At 65.9% G+C, this 19,380-nt stretch carries 20 protein-coding genes; 16 read left to right on the top strand and 4 right to left on the bottom strand.

What is annotated here, in order from left to right:
* Nucleotides 1–14: 14 nt before the first annotated feature.
* A complete protein-coding gene (gene edd, locus BI347_RS00600; protein ID WP_071111707.1) occupies nucleotides 15–1,847 on the bottom strand; it encodes a phosphogluconate dehydratase in 1,833 nt (610 codons plus the stop codon).
* A 254-nt stretch (nucleotides 1,848–2,101) separates the two neighbouring features.
* Between edd and zwf the strand changes: the two genes are divergently transcribed.
* The 6 genes from zwf (at nucleotide 2,102) to BI347_RS00570 (ending at nucleotide 8,411) form a co-directional block, all read left to right on the top strand.
* On the top strand, nucleotides 2,102–3,580 hold the full coding sequence (gene zwf / locus BI347_RS00595; RefSeq protein WP_071111708.1) for a glucose-6-phosphate dehydrogenase: 1,479 nt from the start codon (nucleotides 2,102–2,104) through the stop codon (nucleotides 3,578–3,580).
* A 102-nt stretch (nucleotides 3,581–3,682) separates the two neighbouring features.
* Nucleotides 3,683–4,360, top strand: a complete 678-nt coding sequence (gene pgl / locus BI347_RS00590) for a 6-phosphogluconolactonase (protein WP_071111709.1) — start codon at nucleotides 3,683–3,685, stop codon at nucleotides 4,358–4,360.
* Nucleotides 4,341–5,387 carry a glucokinase gene (locus tag BI347_RS00585; RefSeq protein WP_071111710.1) on the top strand — a complete coding sequence of 349 codons (1,047 nt, stop codon included), beginning with the start codon at nucleotides 4,341–4,343 and terminating at the stop codon, nucleotides 5,385–5,387. The genes pgl and BI347_RS00585 overlap by 20 nt, the downstream gene beginning before the upstream one ends.
* Nucleotides 5,380–6,228: a transcriptional regulator HexR gene (hexR, locus tag BI347_RS00580; RefSeq protein WP_071111711.1), complete on the top strand. Its 849-nt coding sequence runs from the start codon at nucleotides 5,380–5,382 to the stop codon at nucleotides 6,226–6,228. Before BI347_RS00585 ends, hexR begins: the two co-directional genes overlap by 8 nt.
* A gap of 10 nt (nucleotides 6,229–6,238) precedes the next feature.
* The gene (gene pgi, locus BI347_RS00575; protein ID WP_071115084.1) at nucleotides 6,239–7,882 is read left to right on the top strand and encodes a glucose-6-phosphate isomerase; all 1,644 of its coding nucleotides are present in this window, start codon (nucleotides 6,239–6,241) and stop codon (nucleotides 7,880–7,882) included.
* Between the two features lie 160 nt (nucleotides 7,883–8,042).
* A complete protein-coding gene (locus BI347_RS00570) occupies nucleotides 8,043–8,411 on the top strand; it encodes a hypothetical protein (protein ID WP_071111713.1) in 369 nt (122 codons plus the stop codon).
* Between the two features lie 53 nt (nucleotides 8,412–8,464).
* Here the strand turns inward: BI347_RS00570 and BI347_RS00565 are convergent, their stop codons facing one another.
* From BI347_RS00565 to thiD, 3 genes are all read right to left on the bottom strand, one after another.
* Nucleotides 8,465–8,692, bottom strand: coding sequence for a hypothetical protein (locus tag BI347_RS00565; protein ID WP_139167153.1), 228 nt, complete (start codon nucleotides 8,690–8,692; stop codon nucleotides 8,465–8,467).
* A gap of 499 nt (nucleotides 8,693–9,191) precedes the next feature.
* Nucleotides 9,192–9,821, bottom strand: a complete 630-nt coding sequence (gene thiE / locus BI347_RS00560; protein ID WP_071111716.1) for a thiamine phosphate synthase — start codon at nucleotides 9,819–9,821, stop codon at nucleotides 9,192–9,194.
* On the bottom strand, nucleotides 9,805–10,650 hold the full coding sequence (thiD, locus tag BI347_RS00555; protein ID WP_071111717.1) for a bifunctional hydroxymethylpyrimidine kinase/phosphomethylpyrimidine kinase: 846 nt from the start codon (nucleotides 10,648–10,650) through the stop codon (nucleotides 9,805–9,807). The genes thiE and thiD overlap by 17 nt, the downstream gene beginning before the upstream one ends.
* Nucleotides 10,651–10,724: 74 nt before the next feature.
* Between thiD and BI347_RS00550 the strand changes: the two genes are divergently transcribed.
* The 10 genes from BI347_RS00550 (at nucleotide 10,725) to BI347_RS23890 (ending at nucleotide 19,355) form a co-directional block, all read left to right on the top strand.
* A complete protein-coding gene (locus tag BI347_RS00550) occupies nucleotides 10,725–10,889 on the top strand; it encodes a rubredoxin (RefSeq protein WP_011133707.1) in 165 nt (54 codons plus the stop codon).
* A 5-nt stretch (nucleotides 10,890–10,894) separates the two neighbouring features.
* A complete protein-coding gene (locus BI347_RS00545; RefSeq protein WP_071115082.1) occupies nucleotides 10,895–11,716 on the top strand; it encodes a M48 family metallopeptidase in 822 nt (273 codons plus the stop codon).
* A 2-nt stretch (nucleotides 11,717–11,718) separates the two neighbouring features.
* Nucleotides 11,719–12,072 (top strand): MmcQ/YjbR family DNA-binding protein, encoded by a 354-nt coding sequence (locus BI347_RS00540; protein WP_071111719.1) that lies wholly within the window; start codon nucleotides 11,719–11,721, stop codon nucleotides 12,070–12,072.
* A gap of 63 nt (nucleotides 12,073–12,135) precedes the next feature.
* Nucleotides 12,136–12,552, top strand: coding sequence for a CopD family protein (locus BI347_RS00535; RefSeq protein ID WP_071111720.1), 417 nt, complete (start codon nucleotides 12,136–12,138; stop codon nucleotides 12,550–12,552).
* A 14-nt stretch (nucleotides 12,553–12,566) separates the two neighbouring features.
* Nucleotides 12,567–13,028, top strand: a complete 462-nt coding sequence (locus tag BI347_RS00530; protein ID WP_071111721.1) for a hypothetical protein — start codon at nucleotides 12,567–12,569, stop codon at nucleotides 13,026–13,028.
* Nucleotides 13,029–13,032: 4 nt separating this feature from the next.
* Entirely contained in the window at nucleotides 13,033–13,494 is a 462-nt protein-coding gene (locus BI347_RS00525; protein WP_071115081.1) for a CYTH domain-containing protein, read from the top strand.
* Nucleotides 13,495–13,706: 212 nt separating this feature from the next.
* Nucleotides 13,707–14,984 (top strand): glutamate-1-semialdehyde 2,1-aminomutase, encoded by a 1,278-nt coding sequence (gene hemL, locus BI347_RS00520; RefSeq protein WP_071111723.1) that lies wholly within the window; start codon nucleotides 13,707–13,709, stop codon nucleotides 14,982–14,984.
* A gap of 148 nt (nucleotides 14,985–15,132) precedes the next feature.
* Nucleotides 15,133–16,434: a hypothetical protein gene (locus BI347_RS00515; protein ID WP_139167152.1), complete on the top strand. Its 1,302-nt coding sequence runs from the start codon at nucleotides 15,133–15,135 to the stop codon at nucleotides 16,432–16,434.
* A gap of 197 nt (nucleotides 16,435–16,631) precedes the next feature.
* Nucleotides 16,632–17,960: a hypothetical protein gene (locus BI347_RS00510; RefSeq protein WP_071115079.1), complete on the top strand. Its 1,329-nt coding sequence runs from the start codon at nucleotides 16,632–16,634 to the stop codon at nucleotides 17,958–17,960.
* Between the two features lie 54 nt (nucleotides 17,961–18,014).
* Complete coding sequence (locus BI347_RS23890) at nucleotides 18,015–19,355, top strand: hypothetical protein (RefSeq protein WP_071115078.1); 1,341 nt, start codon at nucleotides 18,015–18,017, stop codon at nucleotides 19,353–19,355.
* Nucleotides 19,356–19,380: the final 25 nt, after the last annotated feature.

Raw genomic sequence — 19,380 nt, 5'->3', positions numbered from 1 at the left:
TTCATTCTCCTAGATTATTTCCAGCCGGGGTGGCGGAAGCTCATCGCGCCGGCTTCCGCATCGTCGGCCACGTCGCGGAACACCGCAAACAGTTCGCGGCCGACGCCAAAATCGTTGTGCGACAGGTCCGCCTGCGCCTGCTCGCGCGCCGCCCATTCCGCCGCGTCCACCAGCACCGACAGTTCGCCGCGGTTGGCGTCCAGCCGAACCAAGTCGCCGTCGCGCACCTTGCCGATGGCGCCGCCGGACAGGGCTTCCGGCGAGATGTGGATGGCGGCCGGCACCTTGCCGGACGCGCCGGACATGCGGCCGTCGGTCACCAGCGCCACCTTGAAGCCGCGCTCCTGCAGGATGGCCAGCGCCGGGGTCAGCTTGTGCAGCTCCGGCATGCCGTTGGCGCGCGGGCCCTGGAAGCGGATCACCGCGATGAAGTCTTTCTCCAGCTCGCCGCGCTTGAACGCCGCCAGCATGTCGTTCTGATCGTGGAACACCACCGCCGGCGCTTCCACCACCCGGTGCTCGGCCTTGACCGCCGACACCTTGATCACGCCACGGCCCAGGTTGCCGGACATCAGGCGCAGGCCGCCGTCGGCGGAGAACGGGTTGGCGGCCGGACGCAGCACGCTGTCGTCGCCGCTGACCGCCGGCGCGTCGCGCCATTGCAGCTCGCCGCCGTTCAGCCACGGCTCCTTGGCGAAGTGCGACAGGCCGCGGCCCACCACGGTGCCTACGTCCTCGTGCAGCAGGCCGGCGGCCAGCAGCTCTCGGATCACGAAGCCCATGCCGCCGGCGGCGTGGAAGTGGTTCACGTCGGCCTTGCCGTTCGGATAGGCGCGCACCAACAGCGGGATGACGGCCGACAGTTCGTCGAAATCGTCCCAGTTGATGTCGATGCCGGCGGCGCGGGCGATGGCGACGATGTGCATGGTGTGGTTGGTGGAGCCGCCGGTGGCCAGCAGGCCGACTATGGCATTGACGATGGATTTTTCATCGATCATCTCGCCCACCGGGGTGAATTGCTTGCCCTGGGCGGCGATTTTCGCCGCCTGGCCGGCGGCGGCACGGGTCAATGCCTCGCGCAGCGGGGTGCCTGGGTTGACGAAGGCGGCGCCCGGCAGGTGCAGGCCCATGATCTCCATCAGCATCTGATTGGAATTGGCGGTGCCGTAGAAGGTACAGGTGCCCGGGCCGTGGTAGGACTGGCATTCCGATTCCAGCAGCGCCTCGCGGCCCACCTTGCCTTCGGCGTACAGCTGGCGCACCTTGGCTTTTTCGTCGTTGGCGATGCCGGTGGTCATCGGGCCGGCGGGAACGAACAGCGCCGGCAGATGGCCGAAGCTGAGCGCGCCTATCATCAGGCCGGGCACGATCTTGTCGCACACGCCCAGGTACAGCGCGGCGTCGAACATCTGGTGGCTCAACGCCACCGCGGTGCTCATCGCGATCACGTCGCGCGAGAACAGCGACAGCTCCATGCCGGGCTGGCCCTGGGTCACGCCGTCGCACATCGCCGGCACGCCGCCGGCGAACTGGGCGGTGGCGCCGGCCGCCAGCGCGGCCTCCTTCAGCCAGGCGGGGAAGGCCTGCAGCGGCTGGTGCGCCGACAGCATGTCGTTGTAGGAAGATACAATCGCCAGATTCGGGCGGTGCTCTTCCTTCAGGTGGATCTTGACGTTGTCCGGCATCGCGGCGAAGGCGTGCGCCAGATTGGTGCAGGACAGATGGGCCCGCTCCACCCGGCCTAGCTGGGCGGCCGCGCGCACGCGTTCCAGATAGGCGCTGCGGCGCGGCTGGCTGCGCGCGACGATGCGGTCGGTAACGGCGGACAGGGTGGGATGCAAGGCCATGGTGACGTTCCGTATTGAATTGAAGCCGATAGTAGTTTTACTACACGAAAAATGCAAGGCGAGTTACGCGCCGCCAGCGGCGGCTTAGCGAGACTATCCGCTTTCCCGCGCGAGATTTCCAGCGGAATTATCCAATTATTGCGCCAGGGCAAAAGGTGTTGCAAAAGCGGCCACTAGGCCTGTCCTGACGTAGACAGCGCGGTATCGAATGGTAATATAACTACATCTAATACACTTCGAGATGGAAGATCAGGATGGAGACCCGTTCCACCCCTACCCCGGCCTTCGACATGGTGCTGTTCGGCGGCGCCGGCGATCTGGTGATGCGCAAGCTGCTGCCCTCGTTGTATCAGGCCCACGCCGCCGGGCTGCTCAACGAGCAGGGCCGCATTCTGGCGCTGGGCCGCAAGGATCTGAGCCGCGACGATTATCTGGCTTTCGTCGAGAAGAACTCCCGCATCCACGTCAAGTCGCATTTTTCCGCCGCCGCCTGGGACAGCTTCTGCGCCCGCATCGACTACCTGAAGGTGGACGCCTCGCAAGCGGCCGATTTCCCGGCGCTGGCCGCCAAGGTCGGCGCTGACAATGGCAAGGTGGTGGTCTGTTATCTGGCCACCGCGCCCAATTTGTTCGCCGGCATCTGCGACAACCTGGCGGCGGTGGGCTTGAACCGCGCCAATGTGCGGGTGGTGCTGGAGAAGCCGCTGGGCACCGACCTGGCTTCGTCCAACGAGATCAACGACGAGGTCGCGCGCTTCTTCAAGGAAGAGCAGCTGTACCGGATCGACCACTACCTGGGCAAGGAATCGGTGCAGAACCTGATGGCCATCCGCTTCGCCAACGCGCTGTTCGAGCCCTTGTGGCGCCGCGAGTGGATACACGACGTGCAGATCACCATCTCGGAAGAGCTGGGCGTGGGCAGCCGCGGCGACTTCTACGACGGTACCGGCGCGCTGCGCGACATGGTGCAGAACCACTTGCTGCAATTGCTGTGCATCGTGGCGATGGAGCCGCCGGCCAATATGGAGGCCGACGCGGTGCGCGACGAGAAGCTGAAGGTGCTGAAGGCGCTGCGGCCATTCAGCGAGCAGGACGTCGCCGGCAAGACCGTGCGCGGCCAGTACAAGGCCGGCGCCATCGCCGGCCAGCCGGTGGTCGGCTATCTTGAGGAAAACGGCATTCCGGAAGGCAGTCAGACCGAAACCTTCGTCGCCATCAAGGCCGAGATCGACAACTGGCGCTGGGCCGGCGTGCCCTTCTTCCTGCGCACCGGCAAGCGGATGCAGGAGCGGCTGGCCGAAATCGTCATCAATTTCCGCGATGTGCCGCACCAGTTGTTCACCGGCCCGATGGGCGGCAGCCACACCGCCAACCGGTTGGTGATCCGCCTGCAGCCGGAGGAAAGCATACGCATGTACTTCCTGGCCAAGGAGCCGGGCGACACCATGCGGCTGCAGCCGGCCTATCTGGACCTGGACTTCTACAAGGCCTTCAAGGTGCGCCGCGCCGACGCCTACGAGCGTCTGCTGCTGGATGTGATCCGCGGCAAGCTGGCGCTGTTCATGCGCCGCGACGAGCTGATAGAAGCCTGGCGCTGGGTGGAGCCGATCATGGACACCTGGAGCCGCAGCAACAATACCCCGCCCAAGCAGTACACCGCCGGCAGCTGGGGGCCGGCCGCCTCCAGCGCGCTGTTGTCGCGCGACGGCATCGGCTGGCACGAGGAGTGCTGAACGCTTGATCGGTGCGTCGCCCCTTCGGGGTGACGCACCCTACCAATACAATGACCGGACATCGGCGCGCCGCGCCGCACCAAACACAACCGAGGTAAGCGAATGAACTGGCTGGAATTTCCCGACGCCGCGCAGCAGACCAGCGCGCTGGCAAACAGCGTCGCCTCGCGGCTGTCCGCCGCGATAGAAAGCCGCGGCCAGGCGGTGCTGGCAGTGTCCGGCGGCAAGTCGCCGATTCCCTTCTTCCAGCTGCTCAGCGAGATGGCGATAGACTGGGCGCGCATCACCGTCACCCTGGTGGACGAGCGCTTCGTCGCGCCCGACCACGTCGACAGCAATGCCGCGCTGGTGCGCCGCCATCTGCTGACCGGCCGCGCCGCGCCGGCGCGCTTTTTGCCGCTGGTGCGCGAGATCGCCGACATCGCCGCCGAAGTGGCGGTCGATTGCCATGAATTCATCGCGCCCGACGTCGCCATCCTGGGCATGGGCGAGGACGGCCACACCGCCTCGCTGTTTCCCGGCGCTGCCGAGTTGGTGGAGGGCCTGGACCCGGAGGAAACCCGGCCCTTGCTGGCGGTCACGCCGCCGGCCGCGCCGCACCGCCGCATCTCGATGAGCTATGCCGCGCTGCTGCAGGCCGGCTGCCTGGTGCTGTCGATCCAGGGCGCGAAGAAGCGCGAGGTGTTCGACGCCGCCCTTCGCGAGGCGAGCGACGCGCTGCCGATCAGCCACTTCCTGGCGCAGACCCGGGTGCCGGTCGATGTCTACTGGTCTGCCTGAGACCTGGCCGCGGCTACTGGCCGATGTGGGCGGCAGCAACGCCCGCTTCGCGCTGGAAACCGGCCCCGGGGTGATAGAAGACATCCTGGTGCTGGCCATCGCCGGCTACCCGACGCTGGAAGACGCGCTGAAAAGCTATCTGGACCAGGTGGGCGCGCGCCGCGTCGCCCACGCCGCTATCGCCATCGCCAATCCGCTGAACGGCGACCAGGTGCGGATGACCAACTGCCATTGGGCGTTCTCGATCGAGGCCACCCGCCAGGCGCTGGGCTTCACCACCCTGCTGCTGCTCAACGATTTCACCGCGCTGGCCTTGGCCTTGCCCTGCCTGCCGCGCCACGAACTGGAGCAGATAGGCGGCGGCGCGCCCAGGGACGACGCGCCGCTGGCGCTGATCGGCCCCGGCACCGGCCTGGGCGTTTCCGCGCTGGTGCCTCACGCCGGCGGCTGGCGCGCGTTGTCCTGCGAGGGCGGCCATGTCTCCTTCGCTCCGGCGGACGAGCGCGAGGTGGAGATCTGGCGCTACGCCGCCGCCCGCTTCGGCCACGTCTCCCATGAACGGCTGCTGTCCGGCCCGGGCCTCGCGCTGTTGCACCAGGCGCTGTGCGAGCGCGACGGCGAGAGCGGCCAGCCGCGCAGCGCGGCCGAAATCAGCGCGCTTGGCTTGTCGGCGCGCTGCCTGCGCTGCCGCGAGGCGCTGGAAATCTTCTGTGGCATCCTCGGCTCGGCGGCCGGCAATCTGGCGTTGACGCTCGGTGCCCATGGCGGGGTGTATATAGGTGGTGGTATTGTGCCGCGTCTGAGCGGTTTTTTTGAACAATCCCCATTTCGCCGCCGCTTCGAGGACAAGGGACGGATGTCGGGCTATCTTGCCGCCATCCCGGTTTACCTGATTACCAGCGCCTACCCGGCCTTGCCGGGGGTGGCCGCCCGTCTGGCGGCCCATCTGGCGTCGCGCAGCGACCATGCCCCGGTGGATGCCTCCACCCCTCCTCGAGGCGGCTTTGCAGGAGACATGCATGCTTGATCGCATCCGAGGCCAACTGGAGACGCTGTCTTCGGCCGAGCGCAAGGTGGCCGAGCTGGTGCTGGAGCAACCCTACACCGTGATCCAGGCCGCCGTGGCCGACATCGCCAGGAACGCCGGCGTCAGCCAGCCCACCGTGATCCGTTTCTGCCGCACCGTCGGCTGCTCCGGCCTGCCCGACTTCAAGCTCAAGCTGGCCGGCAGCCTGGTCACCGGCGTGCCCTACGTCCATTCCAGCGTGCGCCCGGAAGACCCGACCTCGGAAATCGTCGCCAAGGTGTTCGACAACACCGTGTCGGCGCTGCTCAAGTGCCGCAACGACGTCAATCCGCAGGCGATCGAGGCCGCGGTGCAGCTGCTGACCGACGCCCACCGCATCGAGTTCTACGGCCTGGGCAACTCCGGCATCATCGCCGCCGACGCCCAGCACAAGTTCTTTCGTTTCGGCATCCCCACCGTCGCCTATTCCGACACCCACATCCAGATGATGGCGGCGTCGGTGCTGGGCCCCGAGGACGTGCTGGTGGCCATTTCCAGCTCCGGCCGCACCATGGAGCTGCTGGAGGCGGTGGACGTGGCGATTTCCGCCGGCGCCAAGGTGATCGCGCTCACCACCAGCGGCTCGCCCTTGGCGCGCCGCGCCACCGTGTCGCTGATCGCCGACACGCTGGAAGACAACGAAACCTACAGCCCGATGATTTCGCGCATCGTGCATCTGGTGCAGATCGACATCTTGGCCGTCAGCGTGGCGCTGCGGCGCGGCCCGGGGCTGATCCGCCAGCTGGAAAAGACCAAGCACAGCCTGAAGAACCGCAGGCTGGACAATAGACAACCGGAATAGGACATACGTCATGAGTGAGCTGACCGAGCTGCCGGCCTGGCAAGCGCTGTGGGACCATTTTGCCGAGGCCAGGCATCTGCACATGCGCGAGCTGTTCGCCGCCGATCCCGAGCGCGCCGAACGCTATTCGCTGGAAGTGGGCGGACTGTTCCTCGACTATTCCAAGAACCGCATCACCGATGCCACCCTGCTGGGCCTGATGCAGCTGGCGCGCGAAGCCGGCCTACCGGCCAAGATCAAGGCGATGTTCAAGGGCGACAAGATCAACCGCACCGAGAACCGCTCGGTGCTGCACGTGGCGCTGCGCAACCGCACCAACTCGCCGATCTTCGTTGACGGCGAGGACGTAATGCCGAAGGTGAACTCTGTGCTGGAGCGGATGGGCAAGTTCGCTCACGCGGTGCGTTCCGGCTACTGGCTGGGCTATACCAATCAGCCGATCACCGACATCGTCAACATCGGCATCGGCGGCTCCGACCTGGGGCCGCTGATGGTCTGTAGCGCGCTCAAGCCGTTTGCCCACCCGCGGCTGAACATGCACTTTGTCTCCAATGTCGACGGCGCCCAGTTGAAGGAAACGCTGAAGAAGGTGCATCCAGAGACCACGCTGTTCGTGGTGGAGTCCAAGACCTTCACTACCCAGGAAACGCTGACCAACGCGCTGACCGCGCGCGAATGGTTCGTGGCGCGCGCCCGCGACGAAAAGGCGGTGGCCAAGCACTTCGTCGCCGTCTCCACCAACCAGAAGGCGGTGGCGGACTTCGGCATCGACCCGGCAAACATGTTCGAATTCTGGGACTGGGTGGGCGGCCGCTACAGCCTGTGGTCGGCCATCGGCCTGCCCATCATGTTGTATCTGGGCGAGGAGAACTTCACCGAGCTCCTGAACGGCGCCCACATCATGGACCAGCACTTCAAGAACGCGTCGTTCGAGCAGAACATGCCGGTGCTGCTGGCGATGATAGGCGTCTGGTACATCAACTACTACGGCGGCGGCAGCCACGTCATCGCGCCGTACGACCAATACCTGCACCGGCTGCCGGCCTTTATCCAGCAGCTGGACATGGAGTCCAACGGCAAGAAGACCATGCTGGACGGCCAGCCGGTCAACTTTGAAACCGCGCCCATCATCTGGGGCGAAACCGGCATCAACGGCCAGCACGCCTTCTTCCAGCTCTTGCACCAGGGCACCCACATCTCGCCGATAGACCTGATCGCCTCGCTGGAAAACCGCTCCAGCCTGCCGGGCCACCACGAGATCCTGCTGGCCAACGTGTTCGCCCAGGCCGAGGCCTTCATGCGCGGCAAGACCGCCGACGAGGCGCGCGCCGAATTGGCGGAGCAGGGGCTGAAAGGCGCGGCGCTGGACGATCTGGTGCCGCACAAGGTGTTCGACGGCAACCGCCCGACCAACACGCTGCTGATGAGCCGGCTGGACCCGCGCAACCTGGGCTCGCTGATCGCGCTGTACGAGCACAAGATCTTCGTCCAGGGCGTGATCTGGCACATCAACAGCTTCGATCAATGGGGGGTGGAGCTGGGCAAGCAGCTGGCCAAGACCATTCACGGCGAACTCACCGGCAAGCTGCCGCTGGCCGAGCACGACAGCTCCACCAGCCGGCTGATCCAGCTGTACCGCAAGGCCAACGCCTGAAACGGGATAGCCATCGACCCAAAGCCCCTGTCATCCGGTGGGGGCTTTTTGTTTGTTTTGCGCCATAGTCGGGATAACCCCGATTGTCGGACAGGATCAGGCCTGCTGAAATGGCGGCACAAGTCTGACAAAAACAATGAACTGAAGAAGATTCATCGGGATGAGTAAGTTCTGCAATACCCTGCTGGCCGGCGTTCTGCTGGCCATCAGCCTGGCCGGCCACTGCGCCGGCCAGGTTGTTCATGTCGTCGGCGACGCCCCCGTCACGCTCAGCGGCACCGTGATCGGCCCGCTGCACTCCGGCAGCAAGGCCGAAGGCACGTTCTTCCAGGCCTACCATCTGAAGCTGGACCGGCCGGCGAGCTTCGACGACGGCGCCGCCTGCGGCGGCCAGCGCGTGTCCAGCCTGGCGCTGAGCCAGCCGGACATGGCCCGGCTCAAGGGCCGCGCCGTCAGGGTAAAGGCCCGGGTGTTTTGCCAGGAAGACCGCGGCGGCACCTACCGGCTGGCGGATGTGGAACTGCGGTGAACGCAAGGCCCGGCGCAAGGCCGGCCGTGATGGTTGGATACGCTGCGCGGGTGTTACCAGCAGTCGTTGCCATAGGCATGGTAATTGAAGATGACGCCATTCTGGACTTCGAAGGTGGTTTTACACCGATAGAGGCCCTGCGGGGAAACCCGCTTGTAGGTCAGATATTTCGATTTGCCGCTGACATAGCTATTTTCCGGCGCGCCCCAATAATTGGCGCCCAGCAGTTGGTTATCGCTCAGGCCCAGCCAGTTATCCATATATTGAAGATGTACATCCATTCCGCGCCCCAGTCCTGAACGGTGTAATAGTTAAGTGTCGACACTGCGCGGCTGCTGCTTCAGGGTTGAGCAATCGCGGTTGGCGGCGGAGATCTTGGGGTAGGAGTCTTGTGACGAGCGCCACAGCGTCACGCATTGGCCGACCGCGTAATTGGCATTCGACGATACGACCGGGGTCTTTTCGCCGCGATTATCCTGCAGCCAATACAAGGTTAGAGGGCCGAAGTCCCGGTGCAGATTGGTATAAAACGGCCGCTTCTATCCGACTTTGGCGGTAAAGGCCATTGCCGTTTCGGCATTCGCCGATATTTTGACTTTGGGCGCGGCGCAGCCCGCCAATATCGCCGCTGCCGCCAGCAAGACGCTTGCACTTTTCACAAAACTATCCTTTCGACACGGATGGCGCGCGGCGGCGCGGTGCCGCTGCGCGAAATATGCTTTTGTTGTGCGAAAAAGGACGGTTTTACCATTTGCGGTGCCGCATTCGCATCTGACGGGATCATTCAGCGGCAGGGCGAAACATCGCCGCCAGTTCCCGCGCCGCCGCGGCCGGGTCCAGCTGCTCGAACAGGCCGCCTATCACCGCGATGGCGTCGGCGCCGGCTTGGACGGCCTGGCCGGCGTTGGCGGCGGTGATGCCGCCTATCGCCACCCGCGGCAGCTTCAGTTCGGCCGCCTCGGCGAATAGCGACAGCGGCGCGGCCACCGCGCCGGGCTTGGTCCGCGACGGAAACACCGCGCCGAAGGCGACGTAGCTGGCGCCCGCCGCCGCCGCCCGCCGCGCCAGCGCCAACTGATCGTAGCAGGACGCGCCTATGATGGCCGCCGGCCCCAGCCGCGCGCGCGCGGCGGCGATGTCGCCGTCGTCGCGGCCTAGGTGGACGCCGTCGGCCCCCACCGCTAGCGCCAGCTGGACGTCGTCATTGACGATGAAGGCCGCGCCGCGGCTGCGGCACAGGCTGGCCAGCAGATTGGCCTGCCACAGCCGGCGCGCCGGGTTGCGGCTCTTGTCGCGGTATTGCAGCACCCGCGCTCCGCCTTCCAGCGCCGCCGCCGCCAGCTCCAGCAGCCTTTCGCTGTCGTCGCTGTCCGGGGTGACGGCGTACAGCCCCTCAATCCGGTTTGGCATCGTCGCCGTCCTCATCGTCGCCGCGCGCCCAGAACATCCGGTCGGGCAGGAACTGGCCCATGCCGGGGCGGAAGCCGTTGAGCAGCGTCTGGTAGGTGTACTCCTGCGCCTCGCGTACCGCCTCCGGCAGCAACAGGCCGGTGGCCAGCATGCCGGCGATGGCCGAAGCCAGCGTGCAGCCGGAGCCGTGATAGCTGGCGGGCAGCCGTTCCCAGTGGTCGGCGCGCACCACGCCGTCCGGGCTGTACAGGCTGTTCACCACTTCCTTGGTATTTTCATGGGTGCCGGTTATCAACAGATAGGGGCAACCCAGCGCCAGGATGCGCTCGGCGCACTGGTCCAGCGTCAACTCCTCGTCCTCGTCCGGATCGCTGCTGGCCAGCCGGCGCGCCTCCAGGCTGTTGGGGGTGAGGATGGACACCTGCGGGATCAGGATGTCGCGCATGGCGCCGATCAGATCCTCGTCGGCCAGCTCGTGGCCGCCGCCGCTGGCCAGCACCGGGTCCAGCACCACCGGGATGTCCGGATAGTCGGCCAGCAGCTGCGCCACCACGGCGACGTTCTCCACGCTGCCCAGCATGCCGATCTTGAACGCCGCCACCGGCATGTCTTCCATCAGAAAGCGCGCCTGGTCGTTGACCCAGTCCGCGTCCAGCACCATCAGATCGTTGACGCCGACGGTGTCCTGCACCGTGATGGCGGTGATCACCGACAACGGATGGCAACCGAGGCTGGCGAGTGTCAGAATGTCGGCCTGGATGCCGGCGCCGCCGGAAGGGTCGGAACCGGCCAGGGTCAGTACCACGGGAGGGGAAGAAGGAGTGGTCAAGGGCTAACCTCTTTTGTTTTATTGCGGTGGCACGATTTAGAATATTCATTTTATCCGAACACGAGGGCGAAGCGATGCGTACTTGGATGTGTCTGATCTGCGGTTTCATTTACGACGAAGAAGCGGGCCGTCCGGAAGACGGCATTCCGCCCGGCACCCGCTGGGAAGACCTGCCGCCCAACTGGACCTGTCCGGACTGCGACGCGCGCAAAGACGATTTCCAGATGGTGGAGATCTGACCGCCATGTCCGGATTATGGAAATGCTGGCTGGGCGGCGCGGGGCTGGCTGCGCTGCTGGCGGCCTGCGCGCAGGTCAGCACCACCGGCGGCGGCGCGGTGGGCGTCAGCCGCAGCCAGAGCATGCTGCTGTCCAGCCAGGAAGTAGCGCAGATGTCGGCGCAGTCCTATGCCCAGCAGCTGGCCCAGGCCCGGGCCGCCGGACGGCTCAACCACGATGCCGCGCTGACCGCGCGTGTGCGGCGCATCTCGCAACGGCTGATCGCCCAGACCCCGGCCTTCCGCGCCGATGCCAAAACCTGGCCCTGGGAAGTGAATGTGCTGGCCACCGACGACATGAACGCCTACGCGATGGCCGGTGGCAAGATCATGGTCTACTCCGGCCTGGTGAGCCAGCTCAAGCTCTCCGACGCCGAACTGGCGGCGGTGATCGGCCACGAGATCTCGCACGCGCTGCGCGAGCACACCCGCGAGAACCTCAGCCAGGAGTACGCGCAGCAGATCGGCCTGTCGCTGGTGGGGGTGCTGGCCGGCTTCAGCGCCGACCAGCTGAAATTGGCCTCGATGGTGACCGACGTGACGCTGAGCAAGCCGCACAGCCGCACCATGGAGTCGGAAGCCGACATCATGGGGCTGGAATTGATGGCGCGCGCCGGCTACGACCCCAACGCCGCGGTGAACGTGTGGCAGAAGATGCAGGCGGCCGGCAACGGCGGTGGCCTGGAGTTCCTGTCCACTCACCCGTCCGGCCCCACCCGCATCCGCGATCTGCAGTCGCACATCGCTCAAGTGTGGCCGTTGTACCAGGCTGCCCCGAAGAAGGGCTGAGCATGCGCGCCCTGTCCGCCGCCTTGCTGGATGAATTGCTGCGGTACGCCTGCGGCCTGCCCGGCGCCAGCTTCGATATCAAGTGGGGCAGCGAGCGGGTGGCCAGCATCGGCGGCAAGATGTTCGCGGTGTTCGGCGCGGACACGCTCAGCTACAAGGTGGACGCCGACCAGTTTCTTATGCAGAGCGGCCTGCCTGGCGTGCGTCCGGCGCCGTATCTGGCCCGTGCGCGCTGGGTGCAGGTGGCCTCGCTCGAGGCCTTGACGCCGGACGACATCCGCCAGGGTCTCGCCCGTTCGCGCCAGCTGGTGCTGCAAAAACTGCCCAAGGCGCTGCGGCTGGCCTATCCGCCCTGACCGGGGGAACCGTGGTCCAGACCGGCAGTCCATCGCCCATCCCTCATTATTTACGGACACACCGTGAGCTATCTCTATCTCAAAGCCTTCCACATCTTCTTCGTGGTGTCGTGGTTCGCCGGCCTGTTCTACCTGCCGCGCCTCTTCGTCAACCTGGCCATGGCGCGGCAACCGGCGGAATACGACCGTCTGCTGCTGATGGCGAACAAGCTGTTCCGTTTCATGACTCCGCTGGGTCTGCTGGCGTTGGCGACCGGCCTGACGTTGTGGCTGGGCTTCGGCATCGCCGGCGGCTGGCTGCACGCCAAGATGGCGCTGGTGGGGGTGTTGGTGGTCTACCACGGCTATTGCGGCAAGCTGTGCCGCGATTTCGCCGCCCATGCCAACCGCAGGAGCCATGCCTGGTTCCGCGTGTACAACGAGCTGCCAGTGCTGGTGTTGCTGGCGGTGCTGATCCTGGTGGTGGTCAAGCCGTTCTGACAGGTAGCCCGATCATGATGCGCATAGTGTTTGCCGGGCTGCTGCTGGCGGCCTCCCAGGTCCAGGCCGCGCCTGCATCCCAGCCGTCGTTGCCGCCCGCGCTGCTGCTCAGCGTGGAGCGCGACGGCGAGCCGTTGCGGCAGTTGCCGCTATGCCTGGCCGCCGACGGCAGCTTCCACGCTGCGCGCCGTCAGGATGGCGCGGAACTGGACGCGCAAGGCCGGCTGCAGGCGCCGCGCGGACACGCTTATCCGCTGGTCAATCTACAGCTGAGCTGGCGCGACGATGCCGGCGCGCAGCGTCTGGACAGCCAGCTGGCGCTGGAGGACGGCCGCCAGCTGCTGGGCGGCCTGCAGCAGCTGGTGTATCCCTACGGCAAAGCGCCTGGGGTGGAGCCGCAGCGCAGCAGCCTTACCTTTTATCTGGAGCGGCAGGCCGCTTGCCCGCCGCCCGGCCCCGACAAAGCAAAGGAATGAAATCATGGGATTGGAAATCGAACGCCGCTTCGTGGTGGACGGCGACGCCTGGCGCGGACTGGCTCCCGCGGTGCAGTACCGGCAGGGATACCTGTCGGTGGAGAAGGAGCGCACGGTGCGGGTGCGGGTGGTGGGCGATCAAGCCTGGCTCACGCTGAAAGGCAATATCAGCAACGTCAGCCGCCACGAGTTCGAATACCCGATCCCGCTGGCCGATGCGCAGACCATCATGGCGGCGATGTGCCCGATGGTGGTGGACAAGCTGCGCCACCGTATCGAGCACGGCGGCTTTATTTGGGAGGTGGACGAGTTCTTCGGCGACAACGCCGGCCTGGTGCTGGCGGAGATAGAGCTGCCGGCGGAGGACTCGCCGTTTGAAAAGCCGCGGTGGGTGGGCGAGGAAGTGACGGAGGATGGGCGCTATACCAACGCCTATCTGTCCAAGAATCCATACCGCAAGTGGTAAACGCCTGGCTTGCCGCCGCGGCGCCGATGCCGGCCAGGCGGGTCGCGTCCTGGTCGGGACGGCAGCCGATCTTGCAATTTGGCGCGCCATCCGGCCCCACCCCACCGTGGTTCCCGTCATCATGTAAAATAAGGCCAGCCCAGTGGACCCAATCCCCCACCGCGCCTCATCTCACTCCGCGGCCCAGACGGCCGCCAGACAAGGAAAAGCTCATGTCCCGCAATCTGGAACTGTTTGAACGTGGCAAGCAAGTGATCCCCGGCGGCGTTAACTCGCCGGTGCGCGCCTTTGGCCAGGTCGGCGGCACGCCGCGCTTCGTCACGCGCGCCGAGGGGGCTTACTTCTGGGACGCCGACGGCAAGCGGTATCTGGACTATGTCGGCTCCTGGGGCCCGGCCATCGTCGGCCACGCTCATCCGGAGGTGGTGAAAGCGGTGCAGGACGCCGCTGTAGGCGGCCTGTCGTTCGGCGCGCCCACCGAGGGCGAGGTGGTGATCGCCGAGGAAATCTGCAAGCTGTTGCCGTCGATCGAGCAGGTGCGGCTGGTGTCCTCCGGCACCGAGGCGACGATGACCGCCATCCGCCTGGCGCGCGGCTTCACCGGCCGCGACCTGATCGTCAAGTTCGAGGGCTGCTACCACGGCCACTCCGACAGCCTGCTGGTGAAAGCCGGCTCCGGCCTGCTGACTTTCGGCAATCCGTCGTCCGGCGGCGTGCCGGCCGATTTCACTAAGCACACGCTGGTACTGCAATACAACGATGTGGAGCAGCTGGCCCGCACCTTCGCCGAAATCGGCGACAAGATCGCCTGCGTGATCCTGGAGCCGATCGCCGGCAATATGAACCTGATCCAGCCGTCGGCGGAATTCGTCAAGACGCTGCGCGCCCTCACCGAGCAATACGGCGCGGTGTTGATCTATGACGAGGTGATGACCGGCTTCCGCGTGGCGCTCTCTTGCGCGCAGGGTCTGCATGGCGTCACGCCCGACCTCACCACGCTGGGCAAGGTGGTCGGCGGCGGCATGCCGCTGGCGGCCTTCGGCGGCCGCGCCGACATCATGGGCAAAATCGCGCCGCTGGGCACCGTCTACCAGGCCGGCACTCTGTCCGGCAATCCGCTGTCGGTGGCAGCGGGCATGGCCACGCTGAAGCTGATCCAACAACCCGGCTTCCACGACACGCTGGGCCGCCGCTCCGCCCGCTTGGCGCAAGGCCTGGCCGACACGGCGAAACAGGCCGGCGTCACCCTGTCCAGCGACAGCGTCGGCGGCATGTTCGGCTTCTACTTCAGCGCGCAGGCGCCCAAATCTCACGCCGAAGCCACCCGTTGTGACATCGAAGCCTTCAAGCGCTTCTTCCACGCGATGCTGGACGAGGGCATTTACCTCGCGCCGTCTGCCTACGAGGCCGGTTTCGTTTCCATCGCCCATACCGATGAACTGATCGAGGCTACCATCGCCGCCGCCGGCAGGGCCTTCGCGCGCGTCTGACCGTTAACAAAGATGAACAAGGGAGCTTTGGCTCCCTTTTTTATTGCGCTGAAGAAAACGGGCCGAATTGGTAATATTGCCGCCGGATTCAAAAAAACATTCGGACCGAATAGGTCCGCAGGACATTGCGGCAGTGAAGGGGATGTGGATGGAAAGGAAGACCAGGCTGTGCCTGGCCGCCGGCGTCGGCGCGCTGGCGGTCGTGGTCTTGGCCGCGGTTTGGCTGTTGCGCGGCGGCGGCGAGGTCAGCATCGAGAGGCTGGCGCTGGACGACGACAGCGGCCGCCGGCAGGCGGCGGGAATCATGAACCGGGTTTATGGCAGCGAGCAGCATGATCCGCAGCGCAATTGCTGGCATTACCTGCGCGAGGACGGTGGCGATTACTGCCTGAGTCCGCTGGCGCTGGACCGGGTGGCGGTGGGGCGCCAGCGCCGGTTGTACCTGTTCGCCGGCGGCGGCAAGGACGGCGCGCGCGATGAGGATTTGAGCGGCCTGGTCGGCGCTTTCGTCGCCGACGCCGACACCCTGGCGCCGATCGCCGGCAGCCGGGAGCTGGACTTTTCCAACCGCCGCGCCGCCGGCCCGGATCAGGTGCAGCTGCTGCAATTGTCCCGCGACGGCTATATGGGCTGGTTCGCTGTCGGAAGCGCAGCGCCCGGCGGCGGGGCCGAGGAGTTTCCGCAGTTTTACGCGCCCAGGGGCGACGAGGTGGTGGCGATCGGCGGCGAAGTGTTCGGCCGCGACGCCGACGCCATCGACGGGCTGAAGTTCGCGTACCAGCTGGACAGCGCCCAGGGCGGCGCCAGGGTTTACCCGCTGTCGCTGACCGTCCGCGACGGCAAGGGCAAGCAGCTGGCCAGCTTCGATTTCCGCTTCGACCGCCGGCGCTGGGAATATGTCTGCGCCGACGTGGACTGCCGAGTGCGCGCCGGTCTGCCGATGCGGCCGGGGCGCGAGGAAACCGCCCAGCAGCCGGCCGCGCCCGCGGCCGACGCCAACGAGGCGCTATTCGGCCGCGGGCGCAAGCTATCCGATGCCGATTTGCGCGACGTGCTGGTCCAATTGGGCATGCGTTACGTCGCGCAGGATGGTGCGGCCGGGTTCATCGGCCAGAACGGCTGCGACGCGCCTTATCCGCTGGACGCCCATTTCGAGCGCGACGGCGGGCAGGAGCAGCTGTGGGTGCGCGGCGGCGATGGCTGCACCTCGGGCGCGGCCGGCGCTTCCGTCTGGATTTTCGTCCGCGATGGCGGCGGCCGCCTGCGCGTCAACCTAGGCATGCCGGCCGCCGATGTGCGCCGCACCCGGGACGTGTCGGCCGGCGTGCACGACCTGCGGGTCGGCTCGGCCGGCTTTTGCGACCGGCTGTGGCGTTGGAACGGCAAGGCCTTCGTCCATCTGCTGAACATCCCGACCCAGACCGGCGGCTGCGACGGTGCCGATCTCTAGCGGCGGGGCGCGCCGCCGCTGCGTCATTTCGCCGTAGCCTCTGCTGACTGCCGGCGGTTCCGCCGGCGGGCCGTCCATCCTGCCTTCATCGCCAGTCAATCCACGCTTTTGATGCGGCCTGATAGAATGACAAGTCAAATTTATTGATGCTTATTGTTTCAATTGGCATCAATACATCCGGATTGAGACAAGATCATATGGAAAACAAGAAAAAGCTCGCGTTGCTGGCAGGCGCCGCGGCATTGCTGATCGCAGCCGGTTTCGGCGGCTGGAAATACTGGAAGTCGCACCAGGCGGTGCAGGTAGAGCGTTTGGCGCTGGACGGTGATCCCGGCCGGCAACTGGCCGGCGACATCATGGACAAGATGTACGGCAAGGACGCGTACGACGGCAAGGCAAAGTGCTGGAACATCGACCATGCGGCCAGCAAGGATGAGGACTCGGCCACCTATTGCATGAAGCCGCTGGCCTTGGACCGCGTGCATGCGGCCGGAGAGGAGCGCTGGTACCTGTTCGCCGGTGCCAGCCGGCCTGATGGTAGCCATGTCGATAGCGAGGCGCTGGTCGGGGCTTTCGTGGTCGACGCCAAGGGCCACGAACTGATTGCCGGCAACCGCGAGCTGTCTTTCAGCAACAGCTTCGCCAGCGCGCCGGCAGAGGTGAGGCTGTTGCAGTTGTCATCCAGCGGCTATATGGGCTGGTTCGCCGAGGGCGGCGATGAGCATCAGGGCATCACCACCAGCTATCCGCAACTATTCGCGCCCAAGGGCAAGAAGGTGGTGGGAATTGGCGGCGAGGTGTTCGGCAAGACGGAGAGCATGGCCGAGACACTGGGCTTCGACTACCAGCCCGACGCCAGCCAACCCGATGCCAAGGTCTACCCCTTGCTTCTGACGGTGAAAGCGGACAAGGTCGTCGCCCGCTTCCGCTTCCGCTTCGACCACGATAAATGGCGCTATGTCTGCGCCGACCAGGCCTGCCGCAAGCAGCAGGGCATCCCGGAATATCAGCCGGAGCATGCGGACGAAGCAGAAGGCGACGATAGCCAGTCGACTCAGCCGCCGGCCACCGCCAACGCCGCGCTGTTCAGCGACGGCGCCGAGCTGTCGGCCGCCGACCTGAAGGACGTGCTGGGCGCTCTGGGCGCGACTTACGTGGTCAAGGACCAAGACAACTGGGGCTTCGTCACCGGGCCGTGCCGCCAGCCGTTCAAGCTGAGCGCCTCCTACCCCAGCGATGAAAAGGACCGCCACAACGAATTGTGGGTGGAGGGCGGCAGCGCCTGCACCTCCGGCGCCACCGGCCAGAGCGTGTGGCTGTTCATCCGCGGCGAAGACGGCCATCTGCGCGCCAACCTGGGGGGGCCGGCGACCAAGGCCGCGGTGACCGGCGATCTCAACAACGGCCGCTACGACTTGCGGCTGTCCGGCAATGGCTTCTGCGAAGCGGTGTGGCGCTGGGACGGTAGCCAGTACCAGCACCTGAAGAATATCGCCACCCAGCCCGGCGGCTGCGGCGGCGAATAAAACGGCGGCCGCAGGCCTGCGGCCGCGTTGTCTGGGACTTTCCAAGGATATTCCGTGAAATTGAACAAGAAACACTGGATCGCGCTGGCGATCACGGGCATGGTGCTGCTGGGCCTGATTTTTGCCGCCTACCGCGTGCTGCACCAAAGCAACGGCCGCGTCGAGCGGCTGGACCTGGGCAGCCAGCAGAATCGCCGGTTGGCCGACGAACTGATGGACAAGCTGTACGGCCACGATGCCTATGACGGCAAGCAGCATTGCTGGACCAATACCGCCAGCGACTTTGATTTCTGCATGAAACCCATCCAGCTGGACCGCGTCGACAGCGCCGCCGGTCCGCGTCTGTATCTGCTGGCCGGCGCCGATGGCCGCACCATGCCGACCGAGACCGGCGACCTCGACCTCTGGAGTCTGCTGGGCGCGGTCATCGTCAATGGCGACAGCCATGAGGTCATTGCCAGCACCCGGCTGGTGTCCTTCCTCGACGATGCCCGCAAAGCGCCGTCCGATGTCCGGCTGCTGCAACTGAGCGGCAAGGGCGACATGGGCTGGCTGCTGGAGGGCATGACGAGCCGGCGCGGCGAGCCGCTGCTGTTGGCCGCGCGCAAGGAGCAGATCGAGAACATCGCCGGCGAGCTGTTCGGCAAGCTGCCGGACGAGGCCGAGCAGCGCTTCGACTACCGCGTCGAGGCCGGATCCGGCGACGGCTACTATCCGCTGCTGTTGACCGCCGGCAACGACAAGCAGCGTTATCGCTTCGTCTTCGACGACAAGGAAGGCAAGTACCAGTGTGCCGACGACAGCTGCCGCAAGCGCTGGCAGCGCTGGTCCGATGCCGGCGTCGACGACTCCGGGCCGGGCGATGAAGGCGACGACCAGAGCACGGCTGCCAACCAGCCTCCCGCCGACGCCAATGCCGCATTGTTCGACGACGGCAACAAGCTGTCCGATGCCGACTTGAAAGAGGTGTTGGCCGGGTTGGGCATGACTTATGTGGTCAAGGACCAGGACAACTGGGGGTTCGTCACCGAGAAATGCCGGACGCCGTTCCGCCTGAGCGGTTCCTATGGCAAGTCGCACGATGAGGACCACAACGAGATCTGGATCCGCGGCGGCGACAACTGCACATCCGGCAACACCGGCCAGAGCATCTGGACCTTCGACCGCGACGACGACGGCCATCTGCGTGTCAGTCTGGGCGTGCCGGCGACCAAGGTGGTGGTGACCGATGGCGCCAATAGCCCGGGTGACAATCCGCGCAACGATATCCGGCTGGCCGGCAACGGTTTCTGCGAATCGGTCTGGCGTTGGGACGGCAAGCAGTACCAGCGTTTGCGCAACGAGGCGACCCAGCCGGGCGGCTGCGACCGCGAGCCGCCCGTTGAGCAGCAATAAGCGCGCTTTGACCGTCAAGGCAAAC

It is taken from the genome of Chromobacterium sphagni, from assembly GCF_001855575.1.
Lineage (GTDB): Bacteria > Pseudomonadota > Gammaproteobacteria > Burkholderiales > Chromobacteriaceae > Chromobacterium > Chromobacterium sphagni.
The sequence above is the reverse complement of the archived record's forward strand: the minus strand, read 5'-3'. Positions and strand labels throughout refer to the sequence as shown.

Coding starts and splice junctions, on each gene's coding strand:
- BI347_RS00545 (WP_071115082.1), top strand. CDS start 10,895: ATGTCCGGATTATGGAAATGCTGGCTGGGCGGCGCGGGGCTGGCTGCG.
- hemL (WP_071111723.1), top strand. CDS start 13,707: ATGTCCCGCAATCTGGAACTGTTTGAACGTGGCAAGCAAGTGATCCCC.
- BI347_RS00585 (WP_071111710.1), top strand. CDS start 4,341: ATGTCTACTGGTCTGCCTGAGACCTGGCCGCGGCTACTGGCCGATGTG.
- BI347_RS00565 (WP_139167153.1), bottom strand. CDS start 8,692: ATGGATGTACATCTTCAATATATGGATAACTGGCTGGGCCTGAGCGAT.
- pgl (WP_071111709.1), top strand. CDS start 3,683: ATGAACTGGCTGGAATTTCCCGACGCCGCGCAGCAGACCAGCGCGCTG.
- BI347_RS00550 (WP_011133707.1), top strand. CDS start 10,725: ATGCGTACTTGGATGTGTCTGATCTGCGGTTTCATTTACGACGAAGAA.
- BI347_RS00530 (WP_071111721.1), top strand. CDS start 12,567: ATGATGCGCATAGTGTTTGCCGGGCTGCTGCTGGCGGCCTCCCAGGTC.
- BI347_RS00540 (WP_071111719.1), top strand. CDS start 11,719: ATGCGCGCCCTGTCCGCCGCCTTGCTGGATGAATTGCTGCGGTACGCC.
- BI347_RS00525 (WP_071115081.1), top strand. CDS start 13,033: ATGGGATTGGAAATCGAACGCCGCTTCGTGGTGGACGGCGACGCCTGG.
- pgi (WP_071115084.1), top strand. CDS start 6,239: ATGAGTGAGCTGACCGAGCTGCCGGCCTGGCAAGCGCTGTGGGACCAT.
- BI347_RS00515 (WP_139167152.1), top strand. CDS start 15,133: ATGGAAAGGAAGACCAGGCTGTGCCTGGCCGCCGGCGTCGGCGCGCTG.
- edd (WP_071111707.1), bottom strand. CDS start 1,847: ATGGCCTTGCATCCCACCCTGTCCGCCGTTACCGACCGCATCGTCGCG.
- hexR (WP_071111711.1), top strand. CDS start 5,380: ATGCTTGATCGCATCCGAGGCCAACTGGAGACGCTGTCTTCGGCCGAG.
- BI347_RS00570 (WP_071111713.1), top strand. CDS start 8,043: ATGAGTAAGTTCTGCAATACCCTGCTGGCCGGCGTTCTGCTGGCCATC.
- thiE (WP_071111716.1), bottom strand. CDS start 9,821: ATGCCAAACCGGATTGAGGGGCTGTACGCCGTCACCCCGGACAGCGAC.
- BI347_RS00510 (WP_071115079.1), top strand. CDS start 16,632: ATGGAAAACAAGAAAAAGCTCGCGTTGCTGGCAGGCGCCGCGGCATTG.
- zwf (WP_071111708.1), top strand. CDS start 2,102: ATGGAGACCCGTTCCACCCCTACCCCGGCCTTCGACATGGTGCTGTTC.